18 protein-coding genes are annotated in these 17,235 nt (G+C 67.3%); 8 read left to right on the forward strand and 10 right to left on the reverse strand.

Annotated elements, in window-relative coordinates; translation table 11 throughout:
• Positions 1-5: 5 nt before the first annotated feature.
• From OG300_RS23430 to OG300_RS23475, 10 genes are all read right to left on the reverse strand, one after another.
• Entirely contained in the window at positions 6-971 is a 966-nt protein-coding gene (locus OG300_RS23430; RefSeq protein WP_405484970.1) for an MlaD family protein, read from the reverse strand.
• Positions 968-2,035: an MlaD family protein gene (locus OG300_RS23435; protein ID WP_405484972.1), complete on the reverse strand. Its 1,068-nt coding sequence runs from the start codon at positions 2,033-2,035 to the stop codon at positions 968-970. The genes OG300_RS23430 and OG300_RS23435 overlap by 4 nt, the downstream gene beginning before the upstream one ends.
• A gap of 8 nt (positions 2,036-2,043) precedes the next feature.
• Entirely contained in the window at positions 2,044-3,141 is a 1,098-nt protein-coding gene (locus OG300_RS23440; protein WP_405484974.1) for an MlaD family protein, read from the reverse strand.
• On the reverse strand, positions 3,141-4,187 hold the full coding sequence (locus OG300_RS23445) for an MlaD family protein (protein ID WP_405484976.1): 1,047 nt from the start codon (positions 4,185-4,187) through the stop codon (positions 3,141-3,143). The genes OG300_RS23440 and OG300_RS23445 overlap by 1 nt, the downstream gene beginning before the upstream one ends.
• The gene (locus tag OG300_RS23450) at positions 4,172-5,191 is read right to left on the reverse strand and encodes an MlaD family protein (protein ID WP_405484978.1); all 1,020 of its coding nucleotides are present in this window, start codon (positions 5,189-5,191) and stop codon (positions 4,172-4,174) included. Before OG300_RS23450 ends, OG300_RS23445 begins: the two co-directional genes overlap by 16 nt.
• On the reverse strand, positions 5,191-6,240 hold the full coding sequence (locus OG300_RS23455; RefSeq protein WP_405484980.1) for an MlaD family protein: 1,050 nt from the start codon (positions 6,238-6,240) through the stop codon (positions 5,191-5,193). The genes OG300_RS23450 and OG300_RS23455 overlap by 1 nt, the downstream gene beginning before the upstream one ends.
• A gap of 4 nt (positions 6,241-6,244) precedes the next feature.
• Positions 6,245-7,108 (reverse strand): ABC transporter permease, encoded by an 864-nt coding sequence (locus tag OG300_RS23460; protein ID WP_405484981.1) that lies wholly within the window; start codon positions 7,106-7,108, stop codon positions 6,245-6,247.
• On the reverse strand, positions 7,108-7,956 hold the full coding sequence (locus tag OG300_RS23465) for an MlaE family ABC transporter permease (protein WP_405484983.1): 849 nt from the start codon (positions 7,954-7,956) through the stop codon (positions 7,108-7,110). The genes OG300_RS23460 and OG300_RS23465 overlap by 1 nt, the downstream gene beginning before the upstream one ends.
• 114 nt (positions 7,957-8,070) lie before the next feature.
• Positions 8,071-8,235: a hypothetical protein gene (locus tag OG300_RS23470; protein WP_405484985.1), complete on the reverse strand. Its 165-nt coding sequence runs from the start codon at positions 8,233-8,235 to the stop codon at positions 8,071-8,073.
• Between the two features lie 26 nt (positions 8,236-8,261).
• Positions 8,262-9,140, reverse strand: a complete 879-nt coding sequence (locus tag OG300_RS23475) for an SDR family NAD(P)-dependent oxidoreductase (RefSeq protein WP_405484987.1) — start codon at positions 9,138-9,140, stop codon at positions 8,262-8,264.
• A gap of 316 nt (positions 9,141-9,456) precedes the next feature.
• On the opposite strand from OG300_RS23475, the gene OG300_RS23480 reads away from it, so the two are divergent.
• The 8 genes from OG300_RS23480 to OG300_RS23515 all read left to right on the forward strand — a co-directional run bounded on the left by OG300_RS23480 (position 9,457) and on the right by OG300_RS23515 (position 17,094).
• Positions 9,457-10,515, forward strand: coding sequence for an alpha/beta hydrolase (locus OG300_RS23480; protein WP_405484989.1), 1,059 nt, complete (start codon positions 9,457-9,459; stop codon positions 10,513-10,515).
• A gap of 18 nt (positions 10,516-10,533) precedes the next feature.
• The gene (locus OG300_RS23485) at positions 10,534-11,520 is read left to right on the forward strand and encodes an SDR family NAD(P)-dependent oxidoreductase (protein WP_405484991.1); all 987 of its coding nucleotides are present in this window, start codon (positions 10,534-10,536) and stop codon (positions 11,518-11,520) included.
• Complete coding sequence (locus OG300_RS23490) at positions 11,517-12,458, forward strand: SDR family NAD(P)-dependent oxidoreductase (protein ID WP_405484993.1); 942 nt, start codon at positions 11,517-11,519, stop codon at positions 12,456-12,458. The genes OG300_RS23485 and OG300_RS23490 overlap by 4 nt, the downstream gene beginning before the upstream one ends.
• Positions 12,455-13,117 carry a class I SAM-dependent methyltransferase gene (locus OG300_RS23495; RefSeq protein WP_405484995.1) on the forward strand — a complete coding sequence of 221 codons (663 nt, stop codon included), beginning with the start codon at positions 12,455-12,457 and terminating at the stop codon, positions 13,115-13,117. Before OG300_RS23490 ends, OG300_RS23495 begins: the two co-directional genes overlap by 4 nt.
• Positions 13,118-13,145: 28 nt before the next feature.
• Complete coding sequence (locus tag OG300_RS23500) at positions 13,146-14,744, forward strand: flavin-containing monooxygenase (protein WP_405484997.1); 1,599 nt, start codon at positions 13,146-13,148, stop codon at positions 14,742-14,744.
• Positions 14,745-14,767: 23 nt separating this feature from the next.
• Positions 14,768-15,616 carry a FadR/GntR family transcriptional regulator gene (locus OG300_RS23505; protein WP_405484999.1) on the forward strand — a complete coding sequence of 283 codons (849 nt, stop codon included), beginning with the start codon at positions 14,768-14,770 and terminating at the stop codon, positions 15,614-15,616.
• Between the two features lie 33 nt (positions 15,617-15,649).
• Positions 15,650-16,132 (forward strand): hypothetical protein, encoded by a 483-nt coding sequence (locus OG300_RS23510; RefSeq protein ID WP_405485001.1) that lies wholly within the window; start codon positions 15,650-15,652, stop codon positions 16,130-16,132.
• An 89-nt stretch (positions 16,133-16,221) separates the two neighbouring features.
• The gene (locus OG300_RS23515) at positions 16,222-17,094 is read left to right on the forward strand and encodes an alpha/beta fold hydrolase (protein WP_405485003.1); all 873 of its coding nucleotides are present in this window, start codon (positions 16,222-16,224) and stop codon (positions 17,092-17,094) included.
• Positions 17,095-17,235: the final 141 nt, after the last annotated feature.

The raw sequence follows: 17,235 nt of genomic DNA on the forward strand, positions 1-17,235 counted from the left end.
TTCTCCTATTTGACTTCGATTTGCAGGCGCAGACCGCCCTCGGGTTTCACTGATTGCAGGGCCTGGGCGATCAACGCCGACAGGTCGATTCCGGGCAGCGACCCGGAGGCTTGGGTGAGCAGCGGCGCGACCACCGGATACACCGCGCCGAGATCCGGACCGATCTTGGCGAGGTAGTCGGTGACCTTCGGAAGGAACTGCAGCAGACCGGTTCCGGTGGTGTACGCGTCCGGAACCGGCCGCGCGTAGAGCAGCTGCGCGATGGAGTCCACGACACCCTGCACCTTGACGCCGAACTCACCCCACTTCGGTCCGGCCTCGGCCATATCGGCTCCGGCCTTGGCGACATCGGGGCCCGGCACCTGGGCGTTGTTCAGCAGGCTGCTGATCTGCGGTGAGCGACTGAGCAGGGTCGCGGCCAGCAGATCCGAGGCGCGGGTCAGGTCCGGCAGCACCGCGTCGGTGCCGCGCAGGGTCTGCGAGAACGTCGTCACCAGCGAGCTGATGGCCTGCGGATCGAACTGCCCGAGCAGCCGGGTTACGGTGTCGGCCATCTCCGGAATCGAGACCGGCATCAGGATCGATTTCGTGCTGACCTTCGCGCCGTCCTCCAGATACGGCGCGCCCGCGCGCTGCGGCTGGAACTCGACGTACGGTTCGCCGAGCGCGGAGAGGTATTCGATGGTGACGATGCTGGCGACCGGAATCCGGTAGTCGCTCTGCACCCGGAAGTCGACGCGGACCCCGCTCGCGGAGTTCGTGACCGAGGTGACCTCACCGACTCGTAGGCCGGACAACAGAATCGGCGACCGCGGCACCAGGTTGGCTGCATCGTTGATCTCCATGGACGCCGTGGTGTAGTGCTGGAACCAGTGCACCTTCGCGATCCCGAAGGTCAGGTAGACGGAGCCGATCGCGAAGATCGCCACGATCGCGCCCAGGGACAGTGCGGAACTCGCGCGTATTCTCATCGGACCATCCCGATCATCCGCAGGGTCGAGATCATGGAGACCACCTGCTGATCGGTGGCGGCGGGCGCGCCCTCCACGGACAGGTTGTCGAGCCCCACCTTCGGGCCCTGCTGGAAGTACGGAATCACCTTCTCGCGCAACAACTGTTCGAGGTTGTTGAGGTTGGATGGTGCACTGAGATTCAGCGGCCGTCCGGCGTTGAGCACCAGCGGCAGGAAGGCGCGGGCCGCCTTGTTGCCGCCTTCGATGAGCGGCGTGAGCCAGATCAGTGCGTGCGCGACGCCACCGATCGCGCCGATGATCCCGACGGTGTGGATCAGCGATTTGGCGATCTCGGTCAGATCCTGCGCGCCCTTCGGAGTCAGCAGCTCGGCGAGTGCGTCCCGATTGTTCTGCACCGCAGACATATTCGACTCCAGCGCCGCGATGAAGGCGTCGGACTGATCCAGGTGTCCGGAGACGTCGATGAGGTCCTCCTTCAGCACGCCCGCGATGCGAGCGGTGTCGGCGGGATCTGCGGGCAGCGCGGAGTTGATCTGATCGACGATCTTCTGCGCCGAACGCAACGCCCCACCGGAGACGAACGTGGCCAGCCCGGAGATGATGTCTTCGATCTGCAAGGCGGGCACCGTCTGCCCGACCGGGATGGTGTCGCCGGGATGCAGTGTTCCGGCCGCGCCCGCCGCGTTGGTGTCGAGCGAGATGTAGATGTCGCCGAGCACGGTGTCCTGACGCAGCTGCGCGTGTGTCGCGGCCGGGAGCGAAATCGATTGCCGGATCTCGACTTCGGCGGTCGCCGAGCCCGGGCCGTTCGCCGTCGGGTCGGCGATGGTGATCTTCTTCAGCTGCCCGACCTTCGCGCCGTTGGCGACCACCTTCGCGCCCGAGGGCAGGTTCAGAGCGCTGGCGAACTGGATATCGATGCGATAGGTGGGTCCGGTGACACCCGCTCCGGGCAGGGTCAGCCGCGCCGGATCCACCGCGCAGCCCGCGACGCCGAGCAGTGCGGCCTGCGCGAGGGCGAACGTGGCCAGCGCACGCCGACCACGGCGCGATGTCTTCACGGCGAATCTCATTTCATACCTGCCGATCCGAGCACGATGGGCATCAGGTCCACGCCGGTCATCCCGTTCGCGGGGGCGTCGCAGTGCCCGGGTGCGAGGGCGTTCAATGCCGCGCACACCTGCTCGGCTTCCGCGTCGGGCAATGCCACACGCGGTGGCGCGTACGCCACCGCCACCCGCCCGGTCTGCGGGTCGGTCACGGACCGGAAGATCGATCCGATCGAGGGGATCATGTCGATGAGCTGTTGCAGGCTGCCGACATTCGCGCCGAGCAGCTGCACATACGGGACGCTGCCGTCGAGCAGTCGCAGGATCGGCCCGCCGTATTTGACGGTGATGTCGTTGAGCCACGGCAGGATGGTCTTGATCGCATTGACGATCTCGACCACCTGATCCCACACGTCGTTGACGACCTGGAGGATGGGCGCGAACCCGTTGAGCATCTCGCGCAGGCCGCCCCAGCCGTTGGCGACGCTGGTGGTCAGATCGTTGACCTTGTCGATGAGCGAGCCGATATGCCCGATCGCCGCGTCCGGACTGCGCAGTGCGGCGGCCAGTTGCTGGATGGTGTCGTTCATCTTCGGACCCGTGCCCGCGGTGGCCTGATCGAAGAGGGTGATCGCCTGTTTGACGCGGTCGCGCTGCGCCGGATCGTCGCCGCCTTGGATCTCGTCGGCCACCTTCGACAGCGCGCTGAAGGTCTGCGTAAGGCTCTTGGGCGTCACGGTTTTGGTGATGCAGGAGCCCGGATTCCAGTCCGCGCCCTTGGTGCCGAGCACCGCCAGATCACGGTCGGCGACGATGGTGTCCGAAACCGTGGTGGCGCTGACCTGGCCGCGCAGCGGATGCGCGGCGTCGACGGTGAAGTCGACGCGCACCCCGGTGCCTTCCGGACGCAGCGCGGTGACCGTGCCGACCTTGATGCCGCGCACCTTCACGTCATTGCCGGTGTAGAGGCCGATGGCGTCGGGCATGAGCGCGCAGTAGCCGACGGTCCTCTGCAAGGGGTTCAGGAAGAACACCGCGCCGACGGCGGCCAGCACCACGGCGAGCGCACCGCCCAGGACGGAGACGAAGGCGCGCGAGGCGACGAATCTTCGCAGCATCAGCAGTCCTTCCCCGGCACCGGAATACAGAACGCGGCGTCGGCCGAGACCGTCTGCCCCGACTGGTCGATGGACAGACCACCCTGCGGTGCGGCCAGTCCCTGGATGCGAGCGCCGAGATCGTGGATCGAACCCGCCACCTCCCCCAGCCGCTGCCCGAGCTGATCCAGCTGCGGCTTGGCCTCGAAGAGCTTGTCCAGCAACGGTTCCAGCTGCGAACGCCAGGTGGGTTCGATGGCGGCGATGCGGGAGAGCAATTCGGTGACGATGCGCAGCGCGTCGGTCACCTCGGCGCGGCGGTCGAGCACCGTGGTCTCCATGATCCCGATCTTGGACAGCATCGCGCCGATGGTCTTGCGGTAGTCGCCGAGCAGCCCGATGTACTCGTCGGCCACGTCCAGGGCCCGGTTGACCTCCGTGTTCTGCTTGTTCACCACATCCACGAAGGAGGCCATGGCATTGGTGACCTCACCGATCGATCCGGGACTCTTGGCCATGGCGGCGGAGAGGGCGTCGATATTGGCGCGCAACGTGTTTCCGTCGATGGCCGCCAGCGGCTGCGCGGAATCCTGGAGCGCCTGCGCGAGGCTGTAGGGCAGCGTGACGTGGTCGGCGGGAATCGGCTTGTCGCCCAGTGCGTTCCGACCGGCGGGGAAGGCGGCGACGTAGTGACCGCCGATGGCGGTGAGCATGCGGACGTTCAGGGTGGTCTGGTCGCCGAGGAAGATGCCGTCGTCGACGGTGAACTTCATCCGCACCGCGTCGTCGAACAGCTCCATCGAGGTCACCGAACCCACCTGGATGCCCGCGATGCGGACCTCGTCGCCGGTCTTCAACGCTCCGGCCTCGGTGAGCATCGCGGTGTAGGTGGACTTTCCGATGGGCAGGAAGTAGATGACGGCGCTGGCAGCCATCAGCACCAGCACGGTCAGCAGGCCGCCGAGGCCGAGCACCAGCTGCCGCCTACGCACGTTCCCCTCGTGCCGGTCGTTGCCCAGCAGGAAGTCGACGAACCCCCGCCAGGCCGGTCTCAGCCGTTCTTGCATACCGAAATCCTTTGCCCCCGAACGAGAATATTCGCGATCGGCGGCAGCTCGGCCGCACCGTGCGCGCAGCTCAGGTTGACGCCGCCGGTACGCGAGGGAATGACCGCGATCAGCGATTGCAGCAGTGCCGGCAGCTTGCCCAGGGTGTCGAGCGCCTGCTGCGGATCCGGAAACAGCTGCCGCACATCGGCATCCAGATCGGGATTGCCGGGCTGGGTGAAGCCCAGGGCCGCCAGCAGATTGTTCAGCGCACCGAGAATGGGCGGGGCCACGTTCACCGCGTCCATCAGCCCGTCGAACTGTTTCTGCAGGTTCACGAAGACATCCGAGAGACCCTGGATGAGCATCCCGGCCTCCGGCGACTTGCCGCCGATCTGGTCGGCGATGGAGCTGAAGTTGTGCAGCAGCAACGAGATCACCGCCTGCCGATCGGTGGCGTAGGCGCTGAGCGTGCCGACCGCGTCGAGGGTCGCCCCGATGCGGCTGCCGTCGCCCTCCAGCACGGCGCGCGCGTTGACGGCCAGTTGGTTGACCGCCTCGGGCGAGAACTCCTTCAGCGCGGGTTCGAGTCCGTTGAAAAGCGCTGTGATATCGAAGGATCCGGTGGTGTGCTCGAGGCCGATGATGGTCGATGCGGTGGCCGGATTCCCGGCCTTGTCGGGCTGTTGGATGTCGACATACCGCTGGCCGGTGAGGTTCTGGTAGCGGATGGCCAATCGGCTGGTGTCGTACACCGGCCGATCGGACTGCACGCTGAAGCGGACCCGGGCGTTCGCACCGGCGAGTTCGATCTTGGTGACCTTGCCGACCGCCACCCCGTACATGCGCACGTCCGAACCGGTCTTCAGACCGCCCGCGTCGGTGAACAGCGCCTCGAAAGTGCGCCCGCCACCGGCCACCGGCCGCTGGATGGCCTGCACCACGCCGACCAGCAGCACGATCATGATCACCGCGAAAAGTCCGAAACGCCAGGCGATTCCGCGCAGCGACGTCTTCTCCCCCATCAGTGGCCGCCCGCCTGGGCGATGGGCAGCGGTCTACCGCCCAGCAGCGGCACCGACAGCGCGGGCACCCCGCGCAGCACCACGTCGAGCCCGAGCTGCGGTCCGTCGGGGGTGTTGCGGAACGAGGCGTCCAGGCGGGTCAGCAGCTCGGTGAGATCCGCGCTGCTCTGCTGCGGATTGGGCACCATCGCCGCCAACCCGCTGAGGATCGGCGCGAGGCCGTCGCTCCAGCCGTTGAGGTTCTTCTGGGCCGTCCAGCCCAGGTTCGCGATCATCGGGAACAGCTGATCGACCACCAGCCCGACCCCGACGTCGAACTTGGCGCGATCATTGCGCAGCACGTCCATGTGGTAGACGTCGTTCACCAATTCCACTGTGCCGTCTGCGAATTTGCCCACCCCGTTGAGGAACGACGCGTACTGCTCGATCAGGAACGACGAGGGGTAGCGCTGACTGTCCGCGACCGCTCGGCCGACGGTGACCATGGCCCGGATCAGCGGGGTGAAGGCGGCGAGATCCGCGCTGGAGTCGGTGAGCAGCTCGGCCAGCTGCGGGGTGAAAACGTCGGTGGCCGTGGTGGACAGCTGCCGCAGCAGCTTGCCCATGGTCACGTCCTGCACCCGGCCCGCACCGGTGAGATCGACCAGTTCCCCACCGCGCAGCGGTGTTCCGCCGTCGCGGCGTTTCAGGGTGAGCTCGCTGATCCCGAACAGGTTCGAGGGCGCGTAGTCGACGTCGAAGGTGTCGGTGAGCCCGAAGGTCTGGGCCGGATCCAGGGTCAGGGTGACCAGCTGCTGTCCGTTGGGTTGACCGGCGATGGCGGCGATCGCGCCGACCTTGATCCCATTGAGCCGCACCTCGGCCCCGGGGATCACGCCGTCGCCGACACCGTTGGTGCGCAACTGGATCCGGATGTCGCTGGGAGTCTGCACCCGGTCGGTGATCTGCCAGCCGATCACCAGCACCACCGCCAGCAGCGCCGCACCCAATCCGAGGATCCGCGACCGGCGCGGGCTGGTGGCGACTCCCGGCATTCCATATGACGGCATCGCGCTACCCCGTGAACGTGATCGACGAATTGATGCCCCACAGCAGGATCGTCAGCACCATGTCGAGCGTGATGATCGAGATGAAGCTGGCCCGCACCGCCCGGCCCGACGCGATGCCGACGCCCTCGGGTCCCCCGGTGGCGAAGAAGCCCTGATAGCAGTGGATCAGGATGACGGCGGTGCTGAACACCAGCACCTTGACCACCGCCGCGAGAATGTCACGGCCGCTGACGAATTCGAAGAAGTAGTGGTTGTAGACGCCGCTGGACTGACCGTGCACCACCAGCACCACCGCCGAGCAGGACAGGTAGCTCAGCAGCAACGCCACCAGGAAGGTCGGCACCACCGTGACCGCTCCGGCGATGAGCCGGGTGGTGACCACGAACGGCACCGACTTCAACCCCAGCGACTCGATGGCGTCGATCTCCTCGGAGATCCGCATGGAACCGATCTCGGCGGTCATACGGCAGCCCGCCTGTGCCGCGAATCCGACGGCAGCCGCGATCGGGGCCAGTTCGCGGGTGTTGGCGAAGGCCGAGACCACCCCGGTCATCGGACCCATGCCCAGCATGTCCAGCACCGGGACGGCACCGATGCCGACACCCGCGCCCATGGCGACACCGAGCACCACCAGCACCGGCACCGTCCCGCCACCCACGATGATCGAACCGCGCCCCCAGGTCAGATCGGTGATCGCGCGCATGGTCTGGGCGCGATACCTGCGCAGCGTCAACGGGATCGAGGCGAAGACCTCCCACACGAACCCCAGCACGAAGCCGAGCGAGTCGAGCGGGCCCAGGATCGGATTGTGTTCCCGGACCACCCGGTACACCCGGCCCAGCCGCAGCGGCACGTACGGCGCGGCCATCAGGCGATCCTCACCGGCAGGAACATCGTGGTCAGCTGCGTGATGCCGACATTCACCACGGCGATGGCGAGCACCGCCAGCACCACCGCGGCGTTGACGCCGTCGGCGACACCCCGCGGGCCGCCCTTGGCTTCCAGCCCGCGCTGGCAGGCCACGATCACCACGATGAAGCCGAACAGCGCCGCCTTGAACATGGAGATGTAGACGTCATTGAGGGAGGCGAAGGACCCGAAGGTGCCCCAGTAGCTACCGGGCGTCACGCCCTGCACCCCGGTGGCCATGGCGTACCCGGCCAGCACACCGGTGAACATGATCAGGATATTGAGCAGCGGGGCGACGATCAGCATGGCGACCATGCGCGGAATCACCAAGCGGTGCAACGGACTTATCCCCATGGTGTCGAGGGCGTCGATCTCGTCGCGGATGCGGCGCGCTCCCAGATCCGCGGCGATGGTGGCGGTGCCCGCGCCGCCGAGCAGCAGCCCGGTGGCCATCGGCGCGCCCTGCTGGATGACGCCCATGCCGCCCGCCGCGCCCAGCAGCGAATCCGCGCCGACCTGGTGGATCAGATTGCCCACCTGCACCGACACCACCACACCGAACGGCACCGCCATCAGCACGGCCGGAATCGCGGTGACGGTGACGAGATACCAGCACTGGCGCAGCATTTCGCGCCACTGGAAGCGACCGGTCACCACATCGGTGACCGCGCCGATCACCGATTCGATTGACATGGCGACGACCCGGCCAAAGGTGCGCAGGCCCGACAGGGTGGTATCCGACACGTTGCGCCGCGCGATACGTGTCAATCCTTCACGGCCGGGCGGCCTTTCGATCGTGTCCGTCATTACCACTCCACTCCCCCGGGTTACTCGCGTCACTTCAGGTATTGCGATAGGTGCTGCGTCACAGTTGATTTCGGGCAAAAGGACGCCCGCCGTCGCGGGCGTCCCAGCCGTTGGCTAGACCGAGGCGATGGCGGGCTGGCGATCTCGCGCCGCCACCAGTGCGGGGCGGGTGGTGAACGCGTAGTGCCGGAACGGGAAGTGCCGGTTGCCCCACCACTGATCGAGGCCGGTGGTGGGCCGGATGGCCAGTTCACCCTGGTAATTCACGTTGTTCGACATACTCGTGCTCCTCTGGCGATTCGCGCTCACGCCCGGGACACCGCGCGCGCGGCGGCCTCGTCCAGCTTGCGGACGGCGGTGGCGGGCAGCAGCCGATCAACGAGGCCAACCAGCGAATCGATGTCCATCATGCGGGCCGCCAGCCGCGCGCCCGCCGGGGAGACCCGGGCGCTGGTGCAGGCCAGCCGGGATTCGAACGGCGTCGGCGCGATCGCGGGATTGCGGCCGGCGATGCGAACGATATTGCGCGCCACCGTTTCCGGGCTGCGGGCCACGATCTGCGCCGCCAGCACCGAGAGGTTCTTGCCGCGGCCGACCGACTTGCCCTCGGTCTCGACCACCTGCGCGTTGGGGTAGAAGCCGGTGTTGATGAAGGCGGGCAGCACGGCGGTGACGCCGATGCCGGTCCCGGCGAATTCCAGCCGCAGGCATTCGGTGAACATCTGCGCCGCGGCCTTGCTGGTGCAGTAGGCGGTCGAGAGCGGAATCGGCAGCACCGCGGCGGGCGAGGTGACATTGAGGATGCGGCCGCCGTGTCCGGCGTCGATCATCTGGCGGCCGAACAGGCGGCTGCCGTGCACGACGCCCCAGAAGTTGACGCCCATGATCCGATCCCAGTCCGCCACAGTGTGATTGAGGAACGGACCGGCGGTGGTGAACCCCGCGTTGTTGACCACGACCGTCGGTTCGCCGTGTGCGTCGTGCACGCTCTCGGCGAACTTCTCCATGGCATCCACATCCGAGACGTCCACGGCGTACGGGAACGCGGTGCCGCCGAGGGCCGCGACCTGGCCCACGGTGGCTTCGGCGGTCTCACCGTTGAGGTCGCTCACGATCACCCGGGCGCCCTGAACGGCGAAGCGTTTCGCGGTGGCGCGGCCGATGCCGCTGCCTGCCCCAGTCACGATTACCAGCTTGTTTTCGAATTTGGCCATGTCTACCCCGGTTCGAATTCGCACATCGTCGTGCTACTGTCCCAGCCACGCTACACTGTAGAACACAGTGCCGACAAGACTTCTTGCTTGATCACAAAAAGCCACTTCGAGCAGCTGTTTCGAGCGTTTTCGCGGGTGCGGAAACGCCCTGACGCACACCATGAAGATCGGACTCTGCCGACTTCCCGCTCCGCTCTAGAGCAACTCTTGCAAGCGTCCCAGACAGCATATACTGTGTAACACAGTGCAGACAACGGCGGAGTTGCCGTTGAGAAGGAGTTGCAGCATGCGTACCGATTCGCAGGCGCTCACCGGAGACCGGAACCTGCCGTCGACCGTGACGATCGAATATCCACGCCGGGCGAGCTGGGTCCTGCGCGTCGCGCATCCGCTGTCCTACGCGGTACTACGAATGGGGATGAACGCACTGGTCGGCCTGGCCTGGCGCGGAATCCCGGTCGGCGACGTCCGGATCTTCCACCTCAGCAACCTGCTCGATCCCCTGCTCGCACCACTGGTGCCCATTCGCGGAACCCGGGTGCGGCGCGTCGAGTTCCCCCGCTTCCGCGCCGAATGGGTCTGGCAGCGCGGCACTTTCGACCCCGGGGTGAACACCGACGCCGCGATCCTCTACTTCCACGGCGGCGGGCTGGTCGCCTGCGGGCTCAACTCGCATCGCCGCCTGGTCTCCCGCATCGCGAAGGCGTCCGCCACGCCGGTCTTCCAGGTCGACTACCGCCAGCTGCCCAAGGCGCATGTCACCGAGACCATCGACGACTGCGTGGAAGCCTACGAACATCTACTGGCACAGGGCTTTCCGGCCGAGCGCGTGATCGTCGCAGGCGACTCCGCCGGTGGCGGACTCGCCTTCCGCCTCGCCCTCGCGGCCCGCGAACGCGGACTTCCGATACCCGGCGGCATCGTCGGCATTGCCCCGTGGGCCAACTACGACTCCACACTGCGCTACGCCCACCCCAATGACCCGCTCGATCCGATGCTGGGTGCGCGGGCCCTCGATACTCCCGCACAGTTCGGCCTGCTGCGCGACGGCAGGCTCGACCCCGCCTGGTCGGCGGTCAACCACGACTTCGCGGGCATGCCACCGGTATTGCTACAGGTCGGCTCCACCGAGGTGCTGCTGGCCGACTCGCATCAGCTGGCCGATCGCTGCGAGCAGGCCGGAGTGCCGTGCCGGATGCAGGTGTGGGACCGGGCCATCCACGTCTTCCAGGCCGGTGCGGACATTCTCCCGGACGCCCGGCAGGCCATCGGCGTCATCGGTGAGTTCATCCGGGAACGCCTGGCGGACAGCACGACTCAGCAATCCCGGCCCAGCGCCGCCTGAACCGCATTCGGAGCAGACATGTCGAACAAGCCCTTCTATCCCGAACTGGCCGTGGTCACCGGCGCGGGCAGCGGCATCGGCCGCGGCACCGCGAAGGCGTTCGCGGCGCTCGGCGCGAAAGTCGTTGTCGCCGATATTGATCGGGCGCATGCCGACGAGACGGTCGCGATCATCGAGGCGGCACGCGGGTCGGCGGTCGCCTACACGATCGACGTCTCCGATACCGCGGCGCTCGAGGACTTCGGAGCCCGGGTGCGGGCCGAGCACGGGGTGCCCGACGCGGTGCTCAACAATGCCGGGATCATGGTCGGCGGACCGTTCCTGGATACGCCGCAGCGGGACTTCGCCCGGATCATCGACATCAATATGATGGCGATGATCCACGGCTGCCGCATCTTCGGCGCACAGATGGTGGAGCGCGGGCGGGGCGGACGACTCGCCAATGTGGCATCGCTCGCCGCCTTCGGACCCGCCCGCTTCACCAGCGGATACAGCATCGGCAAGTACGCGATCAAGCATTTCGGCGACTGCATTCGCGCCGAGTTCGCGCAGCACGACATCGGGGTCACCACCATCTGCCCCGGCCTGATCGCCACCAACCTCGCCGATACCGCCGCGATCGCGAGCATCGAGGACGAGCAGGTCGACATCGGCCGGGTCGCGACACGGCGGCTGATGGCCAGGTTCGGCATGCAACCCGACCGGGCCGGGCAGATCGTGGTCGACGCTATGGTCCGCAACCTGCCGATTCGGCCGATCCGGCCGGAGGCGTACGCCTTTCAAGCCATCGGGCGGGTCGCTCCCGGGCTCTGGCGCGGTGTCGCGAGAGCAACGATGGGGCCGGAACTCGAGAACTTCGGACGGAGGTACCTGGCCCGGCCCGACGCCACCGCTCGCGTCTCCGCGCTCGTCGCCCGGATGCCGGTCAAGGATGTCGGCAATCCCGCCGAGACACCGGAGATCGAGCGGCTGCTGGGCGCGCACGGTGGGGAGCCGACGGTATGAGGAAGCTGGATTCGACGGTCGCGGTAGTGACCGGCTCGGGCAGCGGCATCGGCCGCGGGACCGCCAAGGCGCTGGCTACAGAGGGCGCGAAAGTCGTTGTCGCCGACCTCGATATAGCTGGAGCCGAGCAGACCGCCGAGATCATCCGGGCGGCCGGGGGCACAGCGGCCGCCTACCGGATCGACGTGTCCGACACGGCGGCCCTCGAACAGTTCGCCCTCGACGTCGAGGACCAATTCGGGGTGGCGGACGTGGTGGTCAACAATGCCGGGATCCTCGTCGGCGGGCCGATTCTCGATGTCCCGCTCGAGGATTTCGAGCGCATCATGGCCGTCAACACCATGGCGATGATCCACGGCTGCCGTATCTTCGGCGCGCGCATGGTGGCGCGCGGGCGGGGCGGACATCTGGTGAATATCGCGTCGATGGGGGCTTTCGCGCCCTACCGGCTCGGGACCCCGTACTGCGTGTCCAAGGCGGCGGTCAAACACTTCAGCGATTGCGTGCGTGCCGAATTCGCGCCGCACGGTATCGGTGTCACGGCGGTGTGCCCGGGCCTGATCGCCACCAATCTCGCCGAGACCGCGGAGATGGCGACCATGACCGACGGGCAGACCGATGTCATCAAGGAGGCGGTGGCCCGCAGTATGGCGCTGATCGCCATGGACCCGGACAAGGCCGGACGGCACATCGTGTCGGCGATCAAGCGGAATCAGGCGATCAGGCCGATCCGGGCCGAGGCGTGGCTTTCCTATGGGCTGTCCCGGCTTTCGCCGACCGCGCACCGGGCGATCATGCGGGTCGCCACCGGGCCCGAGATCGAACAGCTCGGGCGTGGCCTGAGCGCCTCCGACCGCGCGGGATCCCTGCTGCGCGCCGTTCCCACCCGGCGCGGGCTGCGCAACGTGCCCGCCCGAACCGATCAGGAGCTGTCATGAGTACCGCCACCTCGGTCGCGCTGGACGCACGCCGCGGCTTCAATCGCAGCATCGCCGCCTTCTTCTCGGTGGCCGCCCGCGCCTACGATCAGCGCACCCTGCAGCGCGTCGTGTACCTGCCGCCGCAGGACGAGATGGTCTCGCTGCTGGAGCGCTACGGTTCCCGTCGCATCATCGATATCGGTTGCGGCACCGGAATTCTCACCGCGCGCATGGCCAAGGAGCTCGACACCGAGGTGGTGTACGGGATCGACATGTCCCCCGGCATGCTGGCCAAGGCGCGGCAGCGCAGCTCGCTGGTGCAGTGGCGCAACGAGCCTGCCGAGCGACTGGGGCTGCCCGATGAGTCGGTGGACGCGGTGATCACAACTACGGCGTTCCATTTCTTCAATCAGGCTGCGGCACTTGCGGAATTCCAGCGCGTGCTGCGGCCGGGCGGACTGCTCGCCATCGACGCACTGAATCTGCGGGCCCGATGGGCCGCGCCGGTGCAGCGGCTGACGGGTGCCCGGCTCAGCCCGGCCGCCACCCCGTCACCGCGGCAGATGGTCGAGCTGATCACGGCCGCCGGATTCGAACTCGCCGAGCAGCGCCCGGTGCGGCGGCCCTGGTACAGCCGCCCGGTGCCGGACGTGCTCACCGTCGCCATCCGCCGCTGACCGCTCTCTCCCAGAAGGACTTTCGATCATGACCGCTCCGAAACCCAAGCGCCGCACCGCCAAGAAGCCCGTCGCCAAGGCTGAACCCGACTTCCAGACCGCGATCATCGGCGCGGGCCCCGGCGGGCTCGCGGCCGCGGTGAAGCTGAAGCAGGCCGGACTACAGGACTTCGTCGTCGTGGAACGTGCCGAGGATGTCGGCGGCAGCTGGCACGAGAACAGCTATCCCGGTATCGGCGTTGATATTCCGGCCATCGCGTACCAGTACTCCTTCGCCCGCAACGCCACCTGGAGCCGGGTGTTCCCGTACGGGGCGGAGGTGAAGCGGTATCACCAGGACGTGGCGGAACGGTTCGGGCTCTACCGGCACATTCGCTTCGGCACCAACGTGGTGCGCGAGGAATGGGACGAGACCAACAAGTACTGGCGGCTGCACACCGGCTCCGGCGACGACATCACCGCCCGGTTCCTGATCAGCGCGGTCGGCGCGTTCGTGCGCCCCAAGGAGGAGGCGGGCATTCCCGGCCGGGAAGCGTTCGAGGGCAAGTACCAGCGACCCTCCAGCTGGGACCACGACTGGGATCACGCCGGGAAGAAGGTGGCCATCATCGGCACCGGAGCCAGTGCGGTGCAGATCATTCCGTCCATCGCACCCGAGGTCGGGGAACTGACGGTGTTCCAGCGCACCCCGGTCTGGTCGGTGCCCAAGCCGGACTTCGTGATGCCGGAATTCGGCAAGCGCGTGCTGGCGGTGCCCGGATTGCAGGCCGCTATGAACGGCATCGTGCTGGTCGTCGTCGACCTGGTGCTGCGGCTGGCCGTCGGCGCACCGGTGGAGACCAGCAAGAAGGTGATGACCCGGTTCGACGCCATCACCATCAAGGCCTACGAGCGGTATCTGCGGCTGATCATCGACGACGCCGAGACCCGCGCGGGCCTGACGCCGAACTTCGGCGTGATCGCCAAGCGCCCCACCATGTCCAACGGGTACCTGAAGGCGTACAACCGCGACAATGTCGCGCTGGTGACCGATCCCATCGAGACCATCACACCCAAGGGCATCCGGACCCGCGACGGCGTCGAGCGCGAATTCGACATGATCATCCTGGCCACCGGGTACGAGGTGTTCTCCGACCCGGAGACCTACCGGCCCGGAACCATCCTGGGCCGCAATGGATTCGACCTCGGCAAGTTCTACAACGAGGAGGGGTTGCAGGCGTACGAGAGCGTCTCGGTGCACGGGCTGCCCAACCGGTGGACGCTGGTCGGGCCGTACTCGTGGACGGGTTCCGGCTGGCACGCCTTCGTCGAGATGACCTCCGATCATGCCGTGCGCGCCATCAGCGAGGGCGTGCGCCGCGGTGCGAAGGTGATCGAGGTCCGCAAGGACGCCATGGACGCGTATCACCGGAAGGTGTACCAGCGCAACGAACCTGTGCGGTTCTACTTCAACGAGCTCAACGGGCACGTGCCGACCTACTACCGGAACTCGCAGGGCGACAGCACCTATCTGCGACCCTCCGGCTTCTTCGAGGCTCGGCGCGGCAACCGCAAGTTCCCGCTGGAGGACTACAGCTACGAGACCGCTCCGGTCCAGGCCGACGCACCGCTCGCTGCCACCTCGTAAGCGCGAAACCGTTTGGAGCAGTGATGACCTCGTACGTCCGGGCGGGTGCGGCGACCGCTGCCACCCGCTCGGCTACCGGCCGGAAGGCCCCCGCACGGGGCGAGCGCGCCGGGTCGAAGCCGACGGTCGTGGACGCGATCACCGAGCAGCTGGCCTATCGGATCGCCAGCGGCGGCTATCAGCCGGGTGAGCTGCTGCCGTCGGTGCGCGTGCTGGCCACCGAATTCGGATCCAGTACGCCCACCGCCAACAGCGCGCTCGGCAGGCTGGCCGCGCTCGGTTTCGCCGAACCCCGTCGCGGCCTGGGTTATACGGTCCGCGACATCCGCGTGTTCGGCGGCATCGACACCTGGCGGTATCTGTTCCGGTTCGCGCACCGGGTCCCCGAGCAGGCCGCCGAACTATTCGCCGACATCATCGACATCGATCACCTGCTGATCATGGAGACGATGCGCACCTACGCCGCCGACCCGGACCGCTACGACCTCAGTCAGGTCGTCGAGGCGGCCGCGCAGATGGAATCGCTGGTGGCAGCGGGAGATTCGCCGCTGGGCGTGATCATGGCGGCCGAACTGCACCTGCTGCGCTGCGCCTTCGTCGCCATCGGCAAGCCCGGTGTGCTCAGCCTGTTCAACACCCTCGGCGAGGTGCTGATCACCATCCCCGAAGTAGCACAGGCCTTCTACGAACCCGTCGAACCGGCCGGGCACCTGCTGCTGGTGCAGCGGCTCGGCGATATCCGGGAATTCGAGACCGGATCCGGTCCGGCCGATCTGTCGATCGTCGAGATCCTGATCCGCGAGTACCACAACCAGGTCATCGCGGCCTTCCGCGACCTGATCACCGCCCGCGCGGCAGCGACCCACGGGTAGCTGCCCGATTCTCGCCGAAAGGTGCACCACCCCATGGTTTTTCATCCGGAGATCGTCGATGCCTCCTCCGATTTCTATGACCGGGCTCCCCTGATCCTCAGTGGCCGCGCCGAATTCGATGTACCGGCCGCCCGGCTGTGGCGGGAGGTGGAGGACTTCGGCTGGCTGCCGGTCGTATCCGCCGAATGGGAGACCCCCGCGCCGCACGGTCCCGGCTCCCGCCGCCGACTGGGCCTGGGCCCGCTGCTGCTCAGCAATGAATTCGTCACCCGGGTGGAGACCGACCGCGAAATGTCGTTCTTCATCGGGGAGATTCCGCTGCCGGGCATTCGCGCCATCGCCGAGCGACTTCGCCTCGAAGACCTCGGGCCGGAGCGCAGCGCCGTCACGTACACCATCGCCGTGGCACCGGCGGGCTTCCCCGGCATCCGGCTGGCCCCGGTCACCTTCCTCGCCCGGCCCGTGTTCTCCCGGCTGCTCCGGGTGCTGATCGGCCGCTCGCTGCGCGCTGCCTGATCGATGTCCGTATTACGCTGCCGGAGGGTTGTACCGATCCGATGGACCGCCGATGGGGTCGGGTTCCGGGGCGAGGTTCAGGAGAAGCAGTGAGCAGAGTGGGACGCGACAACGCGACGCCTCGGGAGCAGATCGGTGAGATCCTCACCGTCCCGACCGGCAATGTGCACGTCCGGCAGGACGGTCCGGTCGACGGCAGGCCGGTACTGCTGCTGCACGGTTTCGAAGGCTCGGTGCACTGGTGGGACGCGGTGACCCCGCTGCTGGCCGACACCCATCGGGTGATCCGGGTCGATCTGCTCGGATTCGGTTGCACCGGAGGCGACACCGGATTCGACGCATCCTCGCAAGGTCGCATGCTGACCGAGGTGCTCGATCAGCTCGGGGTGCACGACGCGGTCGCGGTCGGGCACTCCTGGGGTGCGGATGCCGCGCTCGCGGTGGCGGATTTGTCCGACCGGGTGAGCGCGGTCGTCATCGTGGACCAGGCTCCCGACTACGGCGACCTCCGGCTGCCCGCCGGGCTCGGGAAGGTGCTGCGGGACCCACTGGTTCGCTCGTTCCACCGATACGCACCGAACCCGGTGATCCGGGCGATGATCGCGAAGGGCTTCGCTCCCGGCTTCGACGTGAACACCTCCGTTCCGGGTTTCCCACAGCTGCGGCGCGACTTCAAGGACATGTCGTGGCGCACGATTCGCGCGGTGGCGGTCGACCGCCGCCACGCACTGGAGCTGCGGCCCCTCGACGTGCGGGTGCGCGCACTCGGCCTGCCCACGCTGGCCGTTCACGGCGGTCGCGATCAGCTGTATCCGGTCGCGCAGGTGCGTGCCCGCTACCTCGGCGTGGGCGCGGAGGTCGTGGTCATCGACTCCGCCGGGCATTCACCGAATATCGAAGCGCCGGAACAGCTCTCGGTCGCAATTCGGGAATTCGCCGCCCGGACCAGGGAAAAGGAGTAGCGCACCGCCTGATCGGACGAATGCCCGCGACCGATTGTGGTACCGAAAACCGCTTCACGAAAATATGGCCTACAGTGAAAACGCCGGGCACCTCGCAGTGCACCGTCCATCGAGAACACTCTGACCGCGATAACTATCCTG

The sequence above is a fragment of the Nocardia sp. NBC_00511 genome, from assembly GCF_045161165.1.
Lineage (GTDB): Bacteria > Actinomycetota > Actinomycetes > Mycobacteriales > Mycobacteriaceae > Nocardia.